Below are 16,790 nucleotides of genomic sequence, written 5' to 3' on the forward strand. Positions count from 1 at the left end.
CGCCAGGCGCGCGTGCGGGAGGAACCCGTGCCGTCCCGGGAGGTCAGGCGGTGGTGGCCGACTGGGGGCGGTCGTCGCGGACGTGGACCAGCATGTCGCCCGTCTCGATCACCGCGCCGGCCCGGTCCGCCAGGGTGACCACCTTGCCGCGCCGGACCAGCGCGATGACCAGCGTCTCCAGCTCACGCGGGGACTTGCCGACCTCGTGCCGGTCGGCCGAACGCATCGCCAGCGCCATCCCCTGACCGGGGGTGAGCAGGTCCTCCACCACGTCGATCAGCGGCGGCGCGGAGGTGGAGAGCCCCAGCAGCCGGCCGGCGGTGGCCGAGGAGACGATCACGTGGTGGGCGCCGCTCTGCCGCAGCAGCGGGGCGTTCTCCGCCTCACGCACCGCCGCGATGATCCGCACCTGGCCGGCGGTGAGCTGCCGGGCGGTCAGCGCGACCAGCACCGACGCGTCGTCGCTGTCGGTCGCGATGATCACCGACTTGGCGTTGCGGACGTGCGCCTCCTCCAGCACCGACGAGCGGGTGGCGGAGCCCTCGATCGCGACCAGCCCGGCCGAGGTGGCCTGCCGCAGCGCGGCGCCGCTGCGCTCCACCACCACGATCCGGGACTTGTCCAGGCCGTTCTCCAGCAGGGCGGAGACCGCGCTACGGCCCTTGGTGCCGTAGCCGCAGATGATGACGTGGTCCTTCACGGTTCTCCTCCACCGCGACAGGCGACGGCCGGTCCGGTACTGCTCGGTCAGGACTTCGAGGGTGGTGCCGACCAGGATGATCAGGAAGATCACCCGGGCGGGGGTGATGAACAGGACGTTGACCAGCCGGGCCGACTGCGCGTACGGGGTGATGTCGCCGTACCCGGTGGTCGACAGGGTCACCACGGCGTAGTAGGCGCAGTCGAGCAGGGTCAGCCCGTTCTCGTCGACGTCGCGGTAGCCGTCCCGGTCGAGGTAGACCACCGCCACCGTCAGGAGCACCAGGCCCAGGGCGGCGGCCAGGCGGAGGCTCAACGCGCTGAGCGGGCCACGCCGCTGCGCCGGGAAATGGATCACCGTCGGTCCCGCTCCCCCTGGGTCGCCTGCACGCCCACAACATAGCCGCTCCCGGCGCGCCCGCACGCCGGGGTGGCCCAGCGGGACGGTACGGCCGGCCGGCACCGGGCATGATGGGGAGGAGTCCGGACCGCGAGGAGGCCCCCATGTCGCTGCTGCGCCGGGTGATCGGTGCGGTGCTCCGCCGGGTACGCCTGCGGCAGGGCCGCACCCTGCGCGAGGTGGCCGCGGCGGCCGGGGTGTCGCTGCCCTATCTCTCCGAGGTGGAGCGGGGCCGCAAGGAGGCCTCGTCGGAGGTGCTCGCCGCGATCTGCCGCGCCCTCGGGATCAACCTGTCGGACCTGCTGGAGGAGGCGCGCAACGACCTGCGCCGGGTCGAGCCGAGGATCCCCACCGCGCCCCGGGCCGCCCTGGCCCGGCTGGAACGGGTGCCGACCGCCCGGGGCGACGCCACCGGCCCGCGCCTGCGGATCGGGTTCCACGCCGACGACGCGGGACCGCACATGGGTCACGACGGCGCGACGCCGCTGACGAGCGGAGCCGGGTCCCACCCCGGCGGCGAGCCGTTCGGTCCGGCCGGACGGCTGCTGCACGTCGGCGGGGCGACGCTGGGCCCGACCGGGGCCGGTCTGCCGGCGGTGGGGACGGGGTGGCACGTCGGGTCGACCGTGGGCGGGGCCGGCCTCCGGGTGCGGGTGTTCGCCTCCGCACCGGCCGGGCGCCCCGGTGCGCGTACCTCCCGGATGCTGGCCCGGCGGCGGGCCCGGGCGGGCCGGCGGCGGCTGACCGCGGCGTAGGCCGGCCGGTTCTGCCCTGGGCGGATCTGCCGCCGGCAGAAACCCTGGGGCCGCGACCACCCCCCGGCGCACGCTGGAGGCGCCGGTTCCCGGGCGGTACTCCTCGCCCGCCGGCGACGGGAGGGTGGTCGCGATGATCGGGTACGACGTGCGGATGCTGGCCGGCGGGCAGGTGTCCTTCGGTGACCAGGTGTTCGAACGGCTGCTGCGGGAACGGATCATCTTCCTCGGCACGGAGGTCACCGACGCCTCGGCCAACCAGATCTGCGCCCAGATCCTGCTGCTCGCCGCCGAGGACAGCGAGCGGGACATCTACCTCTACGTCAACTCGCCGGGCGGCTCGGTGAGCGCGGGGATGGCCGTCTACGACACCATGCGGTACGTGAAGAACGACGTGGCCACCCTGGCCCTGGGCTTCGCCGGCTCGATGGGCCAGTTCCTGCTCTGCGCCGGCGCGGCGGGCAAGCGCTTCGCGCTCCCCCACTCCCGGATCATGATGCACCAGCCCTCCGGCGGGATGGGCGGCACCGCCGCCGACATCACCATCCAGGCGGAGAACATGCTGCACGTGAAGCGCACCATGCAGGAGCTGATCGCCCAGCACAGCGGGCGCACCCTGGACGAGATCCAGCGCGACTGGGACCGGGACCGCTGGTTCACCGCCGAGCAGGCCCGCGACTACGGCCTGATCGACCACGTCATCACCCGCGCCGACCAGCTCGGGGTCTGACCCGGACCGGACGATGGCCGGCGGGGAGAACCCGCCGGCCGTCGCTCGCGCGTCGGGTCGGGGCTGGTCGACGAGGTCGTCGAGGGCGCCCCGCGCGCTGTCGATGTCCATCATGGAGCCGGGCGACGGGCGGAGCCGGACGCGCCCCCTCGATCGCGTCCGGACCCGGGTCACGAGGAACCGCGACCTGCATCGCCGATACACGGGAGCCTATGGCCGGGAGCGACCTGCGCGCTCACGCAACGGCCGCAGCGCTTTCCGGCCAATTACCGTTACATGGTTCGTCGAGGCGTCAGTTTTCCGCGGGGGCCCAGCCGGGCAGCTCGGCGCCCACCCGCCGGTTCCAGGCGGCCGGACCGCCGCGCAGCGGCCAGGCCCGGGTCCGCCCCTGCATCCGGACGAACTGTTCCAGCTCCTCGGCGAACCGCCGGTTCACCGCCGCCACCCGCCGGTCGGCACCCCGTGCGGCGGCCCGCAGGCCCTCCATCCGTCCGGTGTACTGCCGCACCGCCCACTGTTCGAGCGCCGAGAGGTGCGCCGGCTCGGGGGCCGGCGAGAGCACCAGCACCTCCGGCACCGTCCCCTCGGCCAGCGCGGCGACGATCCGGTCGTGCCCGTCCAGCACCAGCATGGTGTGCAGACCGCTGACCCAGCAGAGCAGCACCGGCGCCGGAACGCCCTCGCGCAGCCGTCGCCGGTGGGCCCGCACCCGGGGCGCGTCCGGCGGGGAGAGCCGACGCATCGGCAGCACGTCCCGCACGTCCTCGTCCGGGTCGCCGTAACCGAACCAGGTGATGTGCCCCCGGTCTGGATCCACGGCGGTCAGGCGCGGCCAGTTACCGTCCACGGCCCACCGGGGCATGCCGCGTCCGAGCACCCACCGCCCCTCGTGGAGCGGCCCCTCGGCGGCCGTCGCCAGCCGGTCGAGGAACCAGTGCGCCCAGCGCGCCAGCAGGGCGTCGTCGGCGGCGCTCGCCGCCCGCACCCGCCGGGCCTCGTCGGCCCCGATCGGCGGCAGCGGCGAGCGGTACCGGCCGGTGCGGGCATAGTGGACGCCGTAGTGCGAGGCCCGCTGCCGCGCGTACAGGACGGGACGGTCGGCCTGGCGCAGCAGCAGCCGCCGGCCGGCGGCGACCTCTACCCGCAGCCCGGGTCGTGCCGGTCGCGCGACGTCGAGGGCCAACCCCGTCCACCGCCCACTTCGCGACTCGGGCAGGTCGGTGCGGATCACCCGGTCAGGGTACGGACGCAGGACACCGACGGTCGTCTCCTTTTCGTCGCGGCACCCGGCCGGGTACCCGCTCACCGGCTCGGGGTGAGGACCACCTTGCCCAACGCCCGGCGCCCCTCCAGGTCCGCGTGGGCGCGGGCGGCCTCGGCCAACGGGTAGGTCGACACCAGCGGCCGCCACCAGCCACGACCGGCCAGCTCCAGCGATCTCCCGGCGAGCCCGGGGATGCCGCCGGGCAGGGCGCGCATCCGCTGCCCGAGCCAACCGGCGGTCAGGCCGCGGCCGATCAGATCCTCGGTGGTGATCCGGGTCGCCGCACCGGCGGACCAGCCGAACATCATGAACCGGCCGCCGGGTCTGGTCAGCTCCAGAGCGGCCCGGCCGACCGGTCCGCCCACCCCGTCGTACACCAGGGTCGGTCCGCCGAACCGGTCCCGGACCTGGTCGACCCACTCCGGCTGCCCGTAGTCCACCACCAGGTCCGCGCCGAGGTCGCGCAGCCGTGCCGTCCGGTCCGCGCCACCCGCCGCGGCGACCACCGTCGCGCCGGTGCTCGCGGCGGCCTGGACCAGCAGCCACCCCACGCCGCCGGCGGCCGACGGCACGAGGACCACGTCGTCGGCCGTCGGCCGCTCCAGCTCGAAGACGCCGAGGGCGGTGCGCCCCGTGCCGACCGCGGCCACCGCGTCGGCCCAGCTCATCTGCTCCGGTACGGGGTACAGCGAGTCGACCGAGGTGACGGCCTGTTCGGCGTACCCGCCCGGCACCATGCCCAGGTGGGCGACGACCCTTCGGCCGAGCCAGGACCCGTCCACGTCCGGGCCGAGCTGGTCGACGACGCCGGCGACCTCACGGCCGGGGACGGTGGGCAGCTCCGGCAGCGGGATCGGGCCGCCGGCCTCACCGCGGCGCAGCGCCGTGTCGAGCAGGTGCACCCCGCTCGCCGACACGGCGATCCGGACCTGGCCGGGGCCGGGCGACAGGTCCGGCAGTTCGTCGAGGACCAGGTTGCGGGCGGGACCGAATTCGTGGAGTCGGATGGCATGCATGGCCTCATCCGACAACCTGAACCCAGGTTGAGGTCAACCCGTTCCCGCCCCCGGCACCGTGTGGTCAGTCCAGCGCGAACGACCCGGTGACGATCTCTCCCGCCGGCTCGTACGTGCCCATCACCACTCCGGTGCTGGAGACCCTGCTGTCGACGAGCTTCAGCCCCGCGGGGACGGCACCGTCGGCGAAGAGGCGCTTGCCCGACCCGATGACGAGCGGGAAGACCCAGAGGCGGTACTCGTCGACGAGTTGGTGCCGCAGCAGCGTCTGGACCAGGTTGCCGCTGCCGTGCACCTGCAACTCCGGCCCGTCCTCGCGCTTGAGCGCCGCGATGCCGTCGGCCGCGTCCCCCTCGATCAGGACCGAGTTTCTCCACTCCAGCGTGGGCCGGCTGCGCGACGCGACGTACTTGGTGGCCTCGTTGAACGTCCGGCCGCCCTCCTCCTCGGGGGCGTGCGGCCAGTGCGCGGCGAAGATGTCGTACGTCCGGCGGCCCAGGACGAGCGCGAACGGCTTGCTCGTCGCCTCCCCCATCACCTGCCCCATCTGCTCATCCCAGTAGTTCACCGACCAGCCACCGTGCGCGAAGCCGCCGCTGTCGTCCTCCCCCGGGCCGCCCGGCGCCTGCATCACCCCGTCGAGGGTCATGAAAGTGCTCACGATCAGCTTTCTCATCTGTGGTGTCCTTCCGATCGGATGTCGGGCTCGGGTGGCGGTCAGCGCGGGACGTCGGCGAGCGCGCCCTCGATCTGGTCAGACGTCGATGCTCAGGTGGACCGTCACCGCGTCGCCCACCTCGATCCCCTCGGCCTGCCGCACCCCCGCCCTCACCGGCACGAGGTACCGCCCGTCCTTGGGAAACAGCGAGGTCCGCCACGCGGTGGCGCCGACCCTCGCGGTCACCGGGATCATGCCCCAGCCGTACGTCACCGCCGACGAGGCGGCGCCCAGCTCGCCGCACTCCTGCTCCGGCACCGTGATGAAGTGCCACGGCGCGGGGCCCTTCCAGAACCACAGCTCACCGGTGAACTCCAGATCCATCGGACCAGGCTACGAGCCGACCCGAGCGACGAATGCCCGTCGGCCCCCGTCAGGCCGCCTCCGTGCCGATCGGAAGAAGCTCGAAGACGGGATGCCGGTCGGCCTCGGCGACGAACTGCTCGACCGGAGCATCCTTGTCGGCCTGGAAGTACTTCCGGGTCGCCGTCGCCACGGCGACGTAGCGCCGCAGCACCGGCCCGGCCTCCGCCGCGGAAACCTCCCGGATCGCGTAGTCACGCGTCTCCCGCCGGCGGCTGAGGCTGACCCGGCCCGCCGCGCGTGCGTTGTGCACCCACGGCACCGGCCCGTACGGCGCGACCAGCCACCGTCGGCCGTCGTACTCCACGATGGTGACCGGGTTCGACCGCAACCGACCCGTCCTGCGGCCCCTGGTCGTCAGCAGGTAGGAGCTGGGTACCAGGCCGGCCCGCACCATCGCGCTCATCAGGACGTTCTCCGGCCGGAACCACCGACCGCGTCGGTACTCCCTGGCAGTCCTCTCCGCGCCCATGGTGGTCCTTCCTCCCGCCGCGACCGCCGCCGGCCCCCGGCAGTGGTGAGGTCTCCGGTGCTCGGGTCGACCGACCACAACGGACCGGAGACCGACAGCCTGGTGACCCTTCGACGGTAACCGGGCGGTGCGAACGCGCGGCGAATTGGCTCAGAGCTTGAGGCGGGGGATCTCCCGCTTCAGCTCCACCGCGTCTTCGTCCTGGTCACACAGGAGCAGCACCTTGACCGGGACGCCCCTGCCACCAGGCCGGCCGAGCGGGTCGGCCCAGGCACGAACGGCGCGGCCAGCACCTCGAACAGCACGTGCCGCTCGTCCGGGGCGCGGGGTCGAATCCGCACGGGGCATCACCCTCGTCGATGATCGGGTACGTTGGCGCCACCGGCCGGCGACACCTCGTAACCGGCCAGCGTCCTGCCGCGCGGCGCAATCACTGCCAACTCCGAGACATCGGCCGAGCTCCGGCACAACCGGAGTTCGGGCCTTGGTCGATCCCAACGGGGAGATCTCCGGATGCCACTCAGCATCTCGCGTCGGGCTCTGACGACGTCACTGATCGTCTTTTCCGGGGTGGCAGCACTCATGTCAGCCGGCGCCAGGCCGACGTCCTCCGCCGTCTATCGCGGGGACCAGGCCGGCGAGGTGCTGGTGGAGACCACCGTTCATCCACTGAACGTGGCATTGGCCGTCTGGTCGGTGATTGTCGCCGTCCTCGCCGGTTGGGCAACGGTCGCCTATCTGCGTGGGCAGCTCGAAGTGGTCCGACGACTGCTTCTGATCGTCGGCGTCATGGGGCTCGTTCCTGGCATCCTGCCCGGGCTCAGCGCGCTGGCCGCCCGTGCGTTCATCATTCGAGAGAAGTAGATCGCAGGGCATCTGCGGGATCTCCGGGCCGCTCACGAGCCGGGTCACGGACTCGCGCTGGCCGCAGCACTCAGCGATACAGCTCGCCGGGGTACGAGTCGAGCCGGCCGTTGTTCCGCTCCACCATGAGGTGACGTTGCGGCCTTCGGTGTTCAGCTGGTCCGTGGTCCTCGATCCAGATGCTCTCGCCGGTCTGGACCAGGACGGGGCGCTCGGGCACGAAGTTCCGCCAATGAGTGATCAGCGTCAAGCGGTCAGCCTGCTCGGGCGTCCCCCGGTATGGCCTGCTCATGCCGGGACCGATGTATCGATTCCTCTTGCTCATGTGCCCCCCGGTCGATCGCCCGTCCGTCACGATGCCACACGGCTCAGGAGGGTGCACACCACCGCGAGTAGCGAGCCAGCGGCCTCGCTCGACCTGCGCCGCCGGGCCGGCCGACACGCCCAGGAGCGACCGCCGTCGACTTCGTCCTCACTTACACCACCGCCCGTGGGGCCGAGCCATACACACCCCAGAAAAACGCGGTGCGGACTACCCTGACCGCCGTGACGACCATCGAGCAGCTTGAGCGGGAGATCTGGCCGGACCCTGGTCCGGACGCCACCTTCCTCGTCAGCCGTTGTGCCGAACTGCGGCGTAAGCCGTTGGCTGAGTTCACGGTCGAGGACCTGCGCATCATGCTCGGGCAAGGAATTGGCCTGCCCGCCCTGCTGCCTCGCGCGGTGCAGGTGCTGCTCAGCGATCCGTTGGCTGAGGGCGACCACCACCCCGGTGACCTGCTCCTCAACGTGCTGCGGCTGCCCGACTCGGCGTGGTCGAGCCTACGAGCGGAACGACAGCGGCTGGCCTCTCTGCTGGCCGAACTCGTTGCCCGTTCCCCGTTCTCCGGCCCTGACCTCAAGCCTCACGACCCGGACCGACTCCTTGGCGATGCCATCGTGCGGTTCCTCGGCCGATGAAGCCACGCCTTCTCGTCAGAGCTGAAGCGGCACCGAGATCGGCCACGGTTCGAGCACAATTCCGTAATCGGGACAACACTGCCTGCTGCGGAGAGGAGAACCTGACAGAACGGGGCGACAGGAAGGCGGCGATTTGAGAGAGCACACTGTGGACAAGAGCGGGGAGTCGACCAGCTTTGCTGACGCGACTCTCGAGGCGATCCGGCGTTCCGTCGGGACGCGGCCTCGACGGGTGCTGGTGGCGGTCACTCTGCTGCTGGGCCTGTTGGCCGCCCTGGCATTGACCGCGGCAGCGCAGTCCGGCGACCGCACCTTCGCCACCCTCTCAGACATGGTGCAGAGCCTGATGTCGGTGACGGTGCCGTTCCTCGGCGTCCTGCTGGCTCACGACCTGGGCCGGGCACCTCGCACCGCTCGGCTCACCCCCACCCTGCTGGCGGCCACCCTCCTGGCCGCCGCGGTCGGACTCTTCGGGATCCTGGTCTGTGCCGCTGCTCTCGCACTCGCACCGTCGAACACCACCCCGGACCCGTGGCGGCACGCCGCAACCATCGCGCTGGGCGGCGTCCTGGTACAGATGGTCGCGCAGCTGGTCGGGACGGGGCTGGGGTTGCTTCTGCGGTCCGTTGTCGTCGCGTGTCTCGCCACCATCGTGCTGCCGCTGGGCCTGTGGGCCGTGCTGGGCGGAGTCGACGTCCTCCAGCCCGCACAGGCCATCACCCCGTACGCCACAGTCCGGAACCTGCTCTCGGGCCAGATGAGCGCGGCGAACTGGGCGCAGTGGCTCGTCGTCCTGCTGATCTGGGGCGTCGGTCTGAACCTCATCGGGGCGACCTGGCTGAAGCGGCGGAAGCCGGGGGGCCCAACGTCCAACGCCACCACGCCTGATTCAGCTTCGACAGTGGATGGCGTCCGCTGACGGGGCGTCCAGCACACCGCCAAGCTGGCCGGGAGGCCATCTGTTCTTCTCGCGCCGGCTTCTCAAAAACCGCCTTGTCGTCTTGCTGGCCCGTGTCTACGGTGCAGCAATGCTTCCGCGAATGCTGACGGTGACCTTCGATGCGCACGACCCGGCCCGCCTGGCGCAGTTCTGGGCCGGAATGCTCGGCCGGGAGGTCGTCGAGGAGACCGGCGGTGCGCTCCTGCCAAGCGAGGACACCCAGCTCAGCCTCCGGTTCGTCCCGGGCCGCGCGGAGAAGGTGGGGCCGAACCGCATGCACCTTCACCTGACCAGCGCCGGCCCCGCCGACCAGCAGCACACGGTGGCGACGGCGCTGGGGCTCGGCGGCGGCCACCTCGACGTCGGGCAGCGCCCCGAGGAGGGGCACGTCGTCCTGGCCGACCCCGAGAGCAACGCGTTCTGCGTGATCGAATCGGGCAACGCCTTCCTCGCCGGGTGCGGCCTGCTCGGGGAAGTCGCCTGCGACGGCACCCGGGAGGTCGGCCTCTTCTGGAGCGAGGCGCTGGGCTGGCCGCTGGTGTGGGACCAGGACCAGGAGACCGCGATCCAGTCACCGCACGGCGGCACAAAGGTCGCGTGGGGAGGCCCGCCCGTGGCCCCGAAAGAGGCGAGGAACCGGCAGCGCTTCGACCTCGCCCCGGCCGGTGGCGACCAGCAGGCGGAGGTCGACCGGCTGGTCTCCCTCGGGGCCACTCGGCTCGAGGTCGGTGAGGACGGCGCCGACGTGCTGGCCGATCCCGACGGCAACGAGTTCTGCGTAAGAGGGAACTGACCACAGCGAGGCCAGACTCACCCTTCCGTCGCGATTGCCGCGATGGCGGCGTGTGGCCGATGAGGGCCTTCGCTGGGCCGCTGCAGGCGCTCAACTTCCGTGAAGCCGGCGCGCGCCAGTCGCTGGCTGAATTCGTCCACCGGCCAGCGGTAGGCGGTCACGACCTTGTGGTCGAAGGCGGCGACCTCGTCACCTACGAAGAGGGCAAGCACCAACGTTCCGGCCGGGGCCATTGCTCGCCGGAACTCAGCGAGGACGCCGTCGAGATCTCGCGGCGGTAGATGGATCAACGAGCCCCAGGCCAGGATGCCGGCGATGGAGTGGTTGGCAACGGCGAGATTTTCCATCGACCCGAGTTGGTAGCTACCACTCGGGTGGGCTGCCCGCGCATGGGCGATGAACTCGGGGACCATGTCGATTCCCGTCGCGTTGACGCCCAGCGAGCGAAGGTGATCGGTGAGATGTCCAGGCCCACAGCCCAGATCGAGCACCGTGCCAGGTCGGCCCGCCAGATGTCGCCCGATGAAGGCGAGGTCGTCGGCGTGTACCTGCTGGCTTGTACCGAACAGCTCGATGTAGAGCTCCGCGACGGACGCATACGCCTTTCGGACCTGCTCCATGTTCACCAAACGACTGTACGGGCTCTCGTACGTCGACTGATCTGCGACACCTACGCGCGCTGATCGCGACAGATGCCCGTGCAACCCGAAGCTCTTCGGCCTGCGATCGGGACTCAGTACCAGATCTGGAGGCGGACGACGGATGGCATCAGCGCGTGATCGCCCGAAATGCGGAGCCGGGCGGTTCCGGGTTCGTCAGTGATCACCCGCATGGAGATCCAGTCGTTCGGGTCGTGCAGGATGAACTCGCCGTACTCAGACGAAATGGTGCCGTCGTAGAGAGTGAGGCCTTCGTGTGTCAGCTGCTCCGAGGCGAACACCTCCGCCGTGACCGGCCCCTCCACTGAGGACTGGACGCGCAGATAGAGGGAGTCAGTCACCGCGTGCACGCCGTCGCGGCTGTCCCAGCCCTCGTGCGTGTCCACCGATTCGACGTCGCGGAAGATCAGTAGCCCGTGCTGTACGGATGCGCAGAAAGAGCCGAGGAAGTCGTCGGTCGTCACCAGAGCCCGCTCTCGATCGGTGGATCGCTGGGGAACGATACTGGCACCCATGGCGTCGGTCCGTTGACCCACGGTCATCGACACAAGAGCTATCACGGCTTCCGGCGCCGGTTCATCGTCGCGGCACGGTCGGCTGGGTTGTTCGACGTGACGCCTCACGACGTGCGGGCGACGCACGCGAGCTGGGTTGCGGACTCGCACGGCGTCCTGGTGGCCGCTCGTCGGCTCGGCCACGCCAATTGCCAGCGTGACGACTCGTCACTACGCCCGTGCCGTCGACGGCCGGGACGCTGAGGTCACTCAACATCTGGATGTGAGCAGGGCGAAGGTGGCGAGGCGATTGGGCACCCAGCGGGCACGAAAGCCCCGGAAGCCGGAACAGTGATCATTGATCAAGGCTGTGACCTGGTGCCCCCGGCAGGATTCGAACCTGCGACACACGGTTTAGGAAACCGATGCTCTATCCCCTGAGCTACGAGGGCGCGAGGGCCCAGTCTAGCGACCTGGGGGTTCACCTGGGGTGGCAGGGAGTGACCCACGTTCGCCCGCGTCGCCCGGACCGCCGTTCTCCCAGCCCAGGACCACAGCTCGAGCACACGAACCCTGGTTTGCGACCGGCGGTCGGCTGCGGTGACCCGCGTTGGCACCGGTTGGCCCCGGTTGGCATCCGCTGGAGAGCACACACCGCGCACATCATGCAAGATCACGAATAACCTCGCGCTCCCCTAGGCCGGGTGTCGCCGGCCCGGGGAGGCGTTCCCGGGCTCGATCGCCGGCTCAGGGCATGAACCGGACCGGAGTCAGCGTTCGGTGGCGCGCTGGTAGGCCAGTCGCTGCCGAAGATCTCCGGGCTGACTCTGGTCCGGAGGCCCCGCCACACCACGTCGAGCAGGTCGGTCGAGGCCGTGCGGCGCGCAGACCACGACCTCGGCGACGCGTCGTGGCGCACCGCCACGGGGTTGGCGTACTCGGACCAGGTATCGACCGCGTCAGCGATGGCCCGCAACGGGACACCCGCCTCATCCGAACTTTGCCGGATACCAGGAGTGCACGGCGCCTGGTTCTTCACCTCCCAGGGCGGCTCCCCGGTCATTTCGCCACGAGCAGCCAGGTGACCTGGTCCTCGTTGTTCAGGCTCAGGTCCGGGGCGAGGAAGCCGGCATCAGCGTCACGCACCGATGACGAGTCAAAGCCGTCGCCATACCGCTCACGCCAGAGAAGATCGCGGATGGTGCCCCGCGCTGATCCAGAACTCCGGCAGGCCGGAGTCCTGGTCGATGCCCAGCGCCCGGGACAGCCCCCGGGCCGCGCTGGACCAGGTTCCGCAGCTCGTTACCTGGTAGAAGGCTGGTTTCCACTGGCGGGAGGCCGACCCTTCTTGGTCATCGGCACGCATCGACTCGGACATGCCCACCGCACCATGGGTATGCGTCGACAGACCACACACGCCACCCGCCGGCGTCACGGCGCACCTGGAACCGCCACGGGTGCGAGGTGCCGTGTATGAAGAGGCCGCTGCCATCGGTCGGAAACCACACTCCGTGGACCTGGATCACGACCTGGGCGCGGTCGTCGTCCTGGTTATCGACCTCGAAATCCTCAGCGGCCACCTTCGACACGGCGGGTTCGGTCCGCTCGATATCGCGCCGGATGCTGCGCCACTCGTCGAGTAACTGGTCATGGCGCTGCGGTGCCAGCGCTCCGCCTATCCTCAGCTCATCGCCGGACGACATGGCCAACATGAAGACGTCTACGGCCGCGACCGGCGTCGGTTCCCCCTTGCCTGCCTGGTACGTCTTGACCGCCACCCACGTGCCCGCAACTGCCACCGGCGCACCGGCGCACAGCGCAAGGACGACGGCGAGGTACAGCACCCATCGACGCGGCCGCCGACTTTTCGCGTCCTCCCCCAAGGTCATCCCCGCAGGATAGAGGGACACGGCGAATCCATGGGGTCTGCAATTTTGCAGAGCAGTACATCAGTACTGCAGTAACTGCGACGGTTTTTAGCCACGCCGGGGCCAAGAGCCATCCCCGCGCTGAGTCCACACGAACTGCCCCAGACTGGTCCATCCGCCGACGCGGCTTCACATCGTCGTCAGCGGGTCACCGTGCGCTCAGCTCGCTCACTGGTTGATGAGGCCGTCCACGCCGTAGTGGCTCCACCGGGTAGGGCGGTGCCTGCGGAGTTTGCCACCGACGCGGGTTAGCAGCAGCCAGTTGCCGTTCTGGACCAGCGCCGCGTCCTCCTGCCGGGCAGCCAGCACACGACCGACGGTCTTCATCATGTTCAGGATCCCCTTGTCCACCACGTCGTCCGCCCGCATGGAAAAGTCGATGTCGACGTACGTCTCTGGCTCCCACTCCCAGCGGGCACCGTTGTCGCCCCCGGCGTCGAAGTAGCCCTAATTTCCCGAGGAGACGCTCAGCGCGTACCCGCGGGTGTCGTAGAGGCGGGCACTGAACAGTCGCGGATTGGTGCCGCTCGGCCTCGGCCTCTCGGCGACGTCCGCTGCCACGAGATCAGCCACGTCGTCCAAGCGGAGGTCACCCGGCAGGGTCAACCTGAACTCGACAGCTCTCCTCAGCCTCGATCAACGATCTGAACGATCGCGCCACCCGGCATTACCAAAACGAGTTCCTTCGCGGGTTACGCGCGATGCCTGCTACAGACGACGCAGCCCACGGCGGCGAGCCAGAACACGCCCTCGCCGCCCCGACTCATAAAAGCGTCAGAGGTGGAGAATCCTGTTGTAATCCTCGTCGTACCAGCCGTCGGTGTTGTGCTTTCGAAGGGTGCCCGCGACGCGCGTGAGCATCAGCACGTCGCCGTTGAGGGTCAGGGCCGCGTCCTCGGTCCTGCCGGTGAGGATCCTGGCCACGGTCGCCAGCATGTGGGGCTTGCCCTTGTCGACCAGGGTGTCCTTGCGCATGTAGAAGCTGACGTCGACGTAGGTCTCCGGCTCCCACTGCCACAGGGAACCATCGTCATCCTCAGCGCAGTAGTAGCCGTGCCGGCCGCCGGTGATGTCCACGACGTACCCGTGCTCGTCGTTCAGGTCGGCGCTGAGCATCCTGCCGCCGGACGCCGTGGAAGTCTCGACCGCTCCGGGAGCAGCCAGCTCCGCCACCTGCTCGAGTGGGATGTCGCCCGCCAGCGTCAGCCGATACTCGACAGCCATCTGCATCCCTTGATCAGTCTCGCCGGATGGCCTGAATGATCGCACCGTCGCGCGTTACCGCCGCTAGTTCCTTCAGCCCTGTGATGGGCCAGCCGTGGAACTGCTTGTGCAGGGCAGCGAGGTCTCCTCGCCAGTCGTGGAGGTTCACCATCACGCGTTGGGTCTGCTCGGCGTCGACCTTCCTGGACACCGCGCTCCAGACGGCGCGGGCCGGCACAGGAGCAGTGGGCGCATAGCAGTCGAACACATGCCCCTCGATGAGGAAGTCGGGTGCCTTCTCAGGCCTCCCAGAATCCCCGGTCTCGCGTCGCGCGTCCGCGACCTCCTGCCTCGTGGGGTTCTGGTGAACCCGGTACCCCTTGCCGGCGACCCTGTCGTACCAGCGCCGCGTCGGACTGGAAGTCTGCACGCCCCGAGCGCCGCACTACCGGATCCACCGGTACGCCGGCCACCATCGGAGCGCCGGCGCCAGCGGTCGGTCAGTAGTTTTTCGAGATCCATTCGGTACGTCGCTCTCGCTCGGGTCCGCCGCCCGAACCCGGTCGAGGATGTGGGCGGACCGAGGACGACCGACGACGACCGGCGGCTCGATCCGCCGGTCGCAGAAAGGAGGACTCAGCGCAGTCGGTCGCGGGTCCGCCGGCGTCGCAGCGTGCCGACCAGGACGTCGACCGAAGCAGTCGGGTACGCGGGCGAGCTGGCCACAGCCTAAGCCGCCGGTCCGGAGGCGGCACAGCACCGTTCCGCGTACACCCGAAATCGTCAGGGCCCAGTGCCCCGTCGCTGCCTACTGCCAGATCCGGCAGGAACAGCCGACGGGTGGTGTACGCCGTGGACCGGCTTACCGCACAATCAATTCCCCAACGCCGTACGCGTCCCACCACGAGGGCCGGTGTTCGCGTAGTTCTCCCGCGACTCGCGTCAGCAGGAGCCAGTTGCCGTTGAGCACGAGTGCGGCGTCCTCCTGCCGGCTGGCGAGAATACGGCCGACGGCCGACACCATGGTGGGGACCACGTCCTCGGGTGGGTCGTTCTTTCGCAGGTCGAACGCGACGTTGGTGTACGTGTCGGGTTCCCATTCCCATTGGGTGCCGTCGTCGTCTTCGGCGTCGAAGTAGCCGTTGTTGCCTGCGTATATGGTGACCGTGTAGCCGAGTTCCTCCCGGAGGTCGGCGCTGAGCAGCCGGGGGTAGCCGGGCTGTGTCGACTCCTCGACGCCGTGCGGGGCGACGAGGGGAGCGAGGTCCTCCAGCGGGATGTCGCCGGCCAGGGTCAGTCGGTACTCGATGCCCACGTGCTGCCTGCCTTCTCAGTCTCGTCGGACGATCTGAATGATCGCACCACTTCGGGTCACCGCTGCCAGTTCCTTGAGCTGCGGGACCGGCCAGTCGTCGAACTGCCTCTGCAGGGCGGTGATGTCACCACGCCAGTCCTGCAGGTTCAGCACCACCCGTTGGGTCTGCTGCCTCGCCACCTTCTGCGCCACCTCCGTCCACACCCCCCGTACCGCCTTGCCGCGGGTGGGTGAGTAGCAGTCGAAGACGTGGCCCTCGATGAGGTAGTCAGGTTCCTTGTCCGGCTTGCCCACGTCGCCGGTGCTCTGGCGCGCGTCGGCAATCTCCCGCCGCGTCGGGTTCTGGTGCACGCGGTAGCCGTCGTGAGCGAGCGTGTCGGCGCACTCGTTCTCCAACTCCAGCGAACGCCGTACCACTTCGTCCTCCCGGGGTGGGATTCTGGTTCGTGGTCCGGTCGGCGAGCCGCTGGGAACGCCCGTGGGCGGCCTACTCCAGCGGGTAAAGGCCGATCCGGACAGGTCGGCGACTTCCTTGGTGGGTGTGGTCGCGGCCGGGCTGTCGGTGGAGTCGGGGGAAGGGCTGGCCGGGGAGAGTCCGCCAGCCCCTGTCAGTTTCCCGCTGATCCCAGCTGTCGTGCGTCGGCGGTCGCCGCGTCGACGAGCTGCCGGGCGGTGCCGGTGCGTTGGACGATGAGCACCATGACCTGCTTGACGCCGTCCAAAGCTTGTAACAGGGGTCCCGGCTGCCCGCCGAGTAGAACGGCTGTGACGAGTTGTTGTGCCTCGCCGACCTGACTGATCAATGCGGTCGCCGCGTCGCGGGCGCCGTCCACCGCGCTCTGCACCGGCGCGAGCCCGGAGATCGTCTCCTGCGGTGTGCCTTGGCGGGGCACCGCTGCGGTGGCCTGCGCCGCCTCCCCGATCGACGTGGAGAGGCGGCCCAAAGCAGCCTGGATCTCACCGATCGCGCTATGGATTCGGACCATGCCGGCGGCCACCGCGGCGAAGCCGGCGCCCGCGGCTCGAACCCCGACCTCCTGCGCCTGGGTGCCGGCTGCGGCGGTGAGGCCGCGAGCTCTGTCGACGCCGGCTGTCAGGGCACGCAGTTCAGCGTCAACCTTCTCGATGTTCGACATGTGGAGCGGTCTCCAATCGGCGACGATGTTGCGTGATCACTCACCCGTAGTGCGATCGTGTCGGTGGCCAGCCTGACTTGG

The 16,790-nt window shown here is 70.0% G+C and carries 21 protein-coding genes, 1 tRNA gene and 1 pseudogene; 6 read left to right on the plus strand and 17 right to left on the minus strand.

The window, feature by feature from the left end:
* Positions 1-43: 43 nt before the first annotated feature.
* Positions 44-1,057 (minus strand): potassium channel family protein, encoded by a 1,014-nt coding sequence (locus tag AC5L3Z_RS15495; protein ID WP_334529738.1) that lies wholly within the window; start codon positions 1,055-1,057, stop codon positions 44-46.
* Between the two features lie 146 nt (positions 1,058-1,203).
* Between AC5L3Z_RS15495 and AC5L3Z_RS15500 the strand changes: the two genes are divergently transcribed.
* Together AC5L3Z_RS15500 and AC5L3Z_RS15505 are read left to right on the plus strand one after the other, a co-directional pair.
* The gene (locus tag AC5L3Z_RS15500; RefSeq protein WP_494842576.1) at positions 1,204-1,854 is read left to right on the plus strand and encodes a helix-turn-helix domain-containing protein; all 651 of its coding nucleotides are present in this window, start codon (positions 1,204-1,206) and stop codon (positions 1,852-1,854) included.
* A 133-nt stretch (positions 1,855-1,987) separates the two neighbouring features.
* Positions 1,988-2,584: an ATP-dependent Clp protease proteolytic subunit gene (locus tag AC5L3Z_RS15505; protein ID WP_494842578.1), complete on the plus strand. Its 597-nt coding sequence runs from the start codon at positions 1,988-1,990 to the stop codon at positions 2,582-2,584.
* A 292-nt stretch (positions 2,585-2,876) separates the two neighbouring features.
* Here AC5L3Z_RS15505 and AC5L3Z_RS15510 read toward each other — a convergent pair whose 3' ends face one another.
* From AC5L3Z_RS15510 to AC5L3Z_RS15530, 5 genes are all read right to left on the minus strand, one after another.
* Positions 2,877-3,815 carry a hypothetical protein gene (locus tag AC5L3Z_RS15510; protein ID WP_494842580.1) on the minus strand — a complete coding sequence of 313 codons (939 nt, stop codon included), beginning with the start codon at positions 3,813-3,815 and terminating at the stop codon, positions 2,877-2,879.
* 71 nt (positions 3,816-3,886) lie between these two features.
* Positions 3,887-4,864, minus strand: coding sequence for a zinc-binding dehydrogenase (locus AC5L3Z_RS15515; protein ID WP_494842582.1), 978 nt, complete (start codon positions 4,862-4,864; stop codon positions 3,887-3,889).
* 64 nt (positions 4,865-4,928) lie between these two features.
* Complete coding sequence (locus tag AC5L3Z_RS15520) at positions 4,929-5,540, minus strand: dihydrofolate reductase family protein (RefSeq protein ID WP_494842584.1); 612 nt, start codon at positions 5,538-5,540, stop codon at positions 4,929-4,931.
* 78 nt (positions 5,541-5,618) lie between these two features.
* Entirely contained in the window at positions 5,619-5,906 is a 288-nt protein-coding gene (locus AC5L3Z_RS15525) for a DUF1905 domain-containing protein (protein WP_494842586.1), read from the minus strand.
* Positions 5,907-5,955: 49 nt separating this feature from the next.
* Positions 5,956-6,351: a nitroreductase family deazaflavin-dependent oxidoreductase gene (locus tag AC5L3Z_RS15530; RefSeq protein WP_494842588.1), complete on the minus strand. Its 396-nt coding sequence runs from the start codon at positions 6,349-6,351 to the stop codon at positions 5,956-5,958.
* 579 nt (positions 6,352-6,930) lie between these two features.
* Between AC5L3Z_RS15530 and AC5L3Z_RS15535 the strand changes: the two genes are divergently transcribed.
* Positions 6,931-7,281, plus strand: coding sequence for a hypothetical protein (locus tag AC5L3Z_RS15535; RefSeq protein ID WP_494842590.1), 351 nt, complete (start codon positions 6,931-6,933; stop codon positions 7,279-7,281).
* A gap of 70 nt (positions 7,282-7,351) precedes the next feature.
* Here the strand turns inward: AC5L3Z_RS15535 and AC5L3Z_RS15540 are convergent, their stop codons facing one another.
* Positions 7,352-7,531, minus strand: coding sequence for a hypothetical protein (locus AC5L3Z_RS15540; RefSeq protein WP_494842592.1), 180 nt, complete (start codon positions 7,529-7,531; stop codon positions 7,352-7,354).
* 296 nt (positions 7,532-7,827) lie between these two features.
* Here AC5L3Z_RS15540 and AC5L3Z_RS15545 point away from each other — a divergent pair, with 296 nt between their 5' ends.
* The 3 genes from AC5L3Z_RS15545 to AC5L3Z_RS15555 all read left to right on the plus strand — a co-directional run bounded on the left by AC5L3Z_RS15545 (position 7,828) and on the right by AC5L3Z_RS15555 (position 9,974).
* Positions 7,828-8,241 (plus strand): contact-dependent growth inhibition system immunity protein, encoded by a 414-nt coding sequence (locus tag AC5L3Z_RS15545; protein WP_494842594.1) that lies wholly within the window; start codon positions 7,828-7,830, stop codon positions 8,239-8,241.
* A gap of 148 nt (positions 8,242-8,389) precedes the next feature.
* Positions 8,390-9,160, plus strand: a complete 771-nt coding sequence (locus AC5L3Z_RS15550; protein ID WP_494842596.1) for a hypothetical protein — start codon at positions 8,390-8,392, stop codon at positions 9,158-9,160.
* A 109-nt stretch (positions 9,161-9,269) separates the two neighbouring features.
* Complete coding sequence (locus AC5L3Z_RS15555) at positions 9,270-9,974, plus strand: VOC family protein (RefSeq protein WP_494842598.1); 705 nt, start codon at positions 9,270-9,272, stop codon at positions 9,972-9,974.
* 17 nt (positions 9,975-9,991) lie between these two features.
* On the opposite strand, the gene AC5L3Z_RS15560 is transcribed toward AC5L3Z_RS15555, so the two are convergent.
* The 10 genes and pseudogenes from AC5L3Z_RS15560 to AC5L3Z_RS15605 all read right to left on the minus strand — a co-directional run bounded on the left by AC5L3Z_RS15560 (position 9,992) and on the right by AC5L3Z_RS15605 (position 16,709).
* Complete coding sequence (locus tag AC5L3Z_RS15560) at positions 9,992-10,600, minus strand: class I SAM-dependent methyltransferase (RefSeq protein WP_494842600.1); 609 nt, start codon at positions 10,598-10,600, stop codon at positions 9,992-9,994.
* A gap of 107 nt (positions 10,601-10,707) precedes the next feature.
* Positions 10,708-11,331, minus strand: a complete 624-nt coding sequence (locus AC5L3Z_RS15565; RefSeq protein ID WP_494842602.1) for a hypothetical protein — start codon at positions 11,329-11,331, stop codon at positions 10,708-10,710.
* A gap of 172 nt (positions 11,332-11,503) precedes the next feature.
* Positions 11,504-11,579: transfer RNA gene (locus tag AC5L3Z_RS15570), tRNA-Arg, on the minus strand.
* Positions 11,580-12,479: 900 nt separating this feature from the next.
* Positions 12,480-13,016, minus strand: coding sequence for a hypothetical protein (locus AC5L3Z_RS15575; protein ID WP_494842604.1), 537 nt, complete (start codon positions 13,014-13,016; stop codon positions 12,480-12,482).
* A gap of 207 nt (positions 13,017-13,223) precedes the next feature.
* A pseudogene (locus AC5L3Z_RS15580) lies at positions 13,224-13,685 on the minus strand (SitI3 family protein).
* 144 nt (positions 13,686-13,829) lie between these two features.
* Entirely contained in the window at positions 13,830-14,279 is a 450-nt protein-coding gene (locus AC5L3Z_RS15585) for a SitI3 family protein (RefSeq protein ID WP_494842731.1), read from the minus strand.
* A 13-nt stretch (positions 14,280-14,292) separates the two neighbouring features.
* Positions 14,293-14,688 carry a CdiA C-terminal domain-containing protein gene (locus tag AC5L3Z_RS15590; protein ID WP_494842606.1) on the minus strand — a complete coding sequence of 132 codons (396 nt, stop codon included), beginning with the start codon at positions 14,686-14,688 and terminating at the stop codon, positions 14,293-14,295.
* Between the two features lie 432 nt (positions 14,689-15,120).
* Entirely contained in the window at positions 15,121-15,573 is a 453-nt protein-coding gene (locus tag AC5L3Z_RS15595) for a SitI3 family protein (protein ID WP_494842608.1), read from the minus strand.
* 15 nt (positions 15,574-15,588) lie between these two features.
* The gene (locus AC5L3Z_RS15600; protein WP_494842610.1) at positions 15,589-15,990 is read right to left on the minus strand and encodes a CdiA C-terminal domain-containing protein; all 402 of its coding nucleotides are present in this window, start codon (positions 15,988-15,990) and stop codon (positions 15,589-15,591) included.
* A 191-nt stretch (positions 15,991-16,181) separates the two neighbouring features.
* Positions 16,182-16,709 (minus strand): DUF6244 family protein, encoded by a 528-nt coding sequence (locus AC5L3Z_RS15605; protein ID WP_494842612.1) that lies wholly within the window; start codon positions 16,707-16,709, stop codon positions 16,182-16,184.
* Positions 16,710-16,790 lie beyond the last annotated feature (81 nt).

It is taken from the genome of Micromonospora sp. LZ37 (genome assembly GCF_059359015.1).

Excerpts from the sequence above, each read along its gene's own strand:
- AC5L3Z_RS15500 (WP_494842576.1), top strand. The coding sequence starts at position 1,204 with ATGTCGCTGCTGCGCCGGGTGATCGGTGCGGTGCTCCGCCGGGTACGC.
- AC5L3Z_RS15505 (WP_494842578.1), top strand. The coding sequence starts at position 1,988 with ATGATCGGGTACGACGTGCGGATGCTGGCCGGCGGGCAGGTGTCCTTC.
- AC5L3Z_RS15515 (WP_494842582.1), bottom strand. The coding sequence starts at position 4,864 with ATGCATGCCATCCGACTCCACGAATTCGGTCCCGCCCGCAACCTGGTC.
- AC5L3Z_RS15520 (WP_494842584.1), bottom strand. The coding sequence starts at position 5,540 with ATGAGAAAGCTGATCGTGAGCACTTTCATGACCCTCGACGGGGTGATG.
- AC5L3Z_RS15525 (WP_494842586.1), bottom strand. The coding sequence starts at position 5,906 with ATGGATCTGGAGTTCACCGGTGAGCTGTGGTTCTGGAAGGGCCCCGCG.
- AC5L3Z_RS15530 (WP_494842588.1), bottom strand. The coding sequence starts at position 6,351 with ATGAGCGCGATGGTGCGGGCCGGCCTGGTACCCAGCTCCTACCTGCTG.
- AC5L3Z_RS15535 (WP_494842590.1), top strand. The coding sequence starts at position 6,931 with ATGCCACTCAGCATCTCGCGTCGGGCTCTGACGACGTCACTGATCGTC.
- AC5L3Z_RS15555 (WP_494842598.1), top strand. The coding sequence starts at position 9,270 with ATGCTTCCGCGAATGCTGACGGTGACCTTCGATGCGCACGACCCGGCC.
- AC5L3Z_RS15575 (WP_494842604.1), bottom strand. The coding sequence starts at position 13,016 with ATGACCTTGGGGGAGGACGCGAAAAGTCGGCGGCCGCGTCGATGGGTG.
- AC5L3Z_RS15585 (WP_494842731.1), bottom strand. The coding sequence starts at position 14,279 with ATGGCTGTCGAGTATCGGCTGACGCTGGCGGGCGACATCCCACTCGAG.
- AC5L3Z_RS15605 (WP_494842612.1), bottom strand. The coding sequence starts at position 16,709 with ATGTCGAACATCGAGAAGGTTGACGCTGAACTGCGTGCCCTGACAGCC.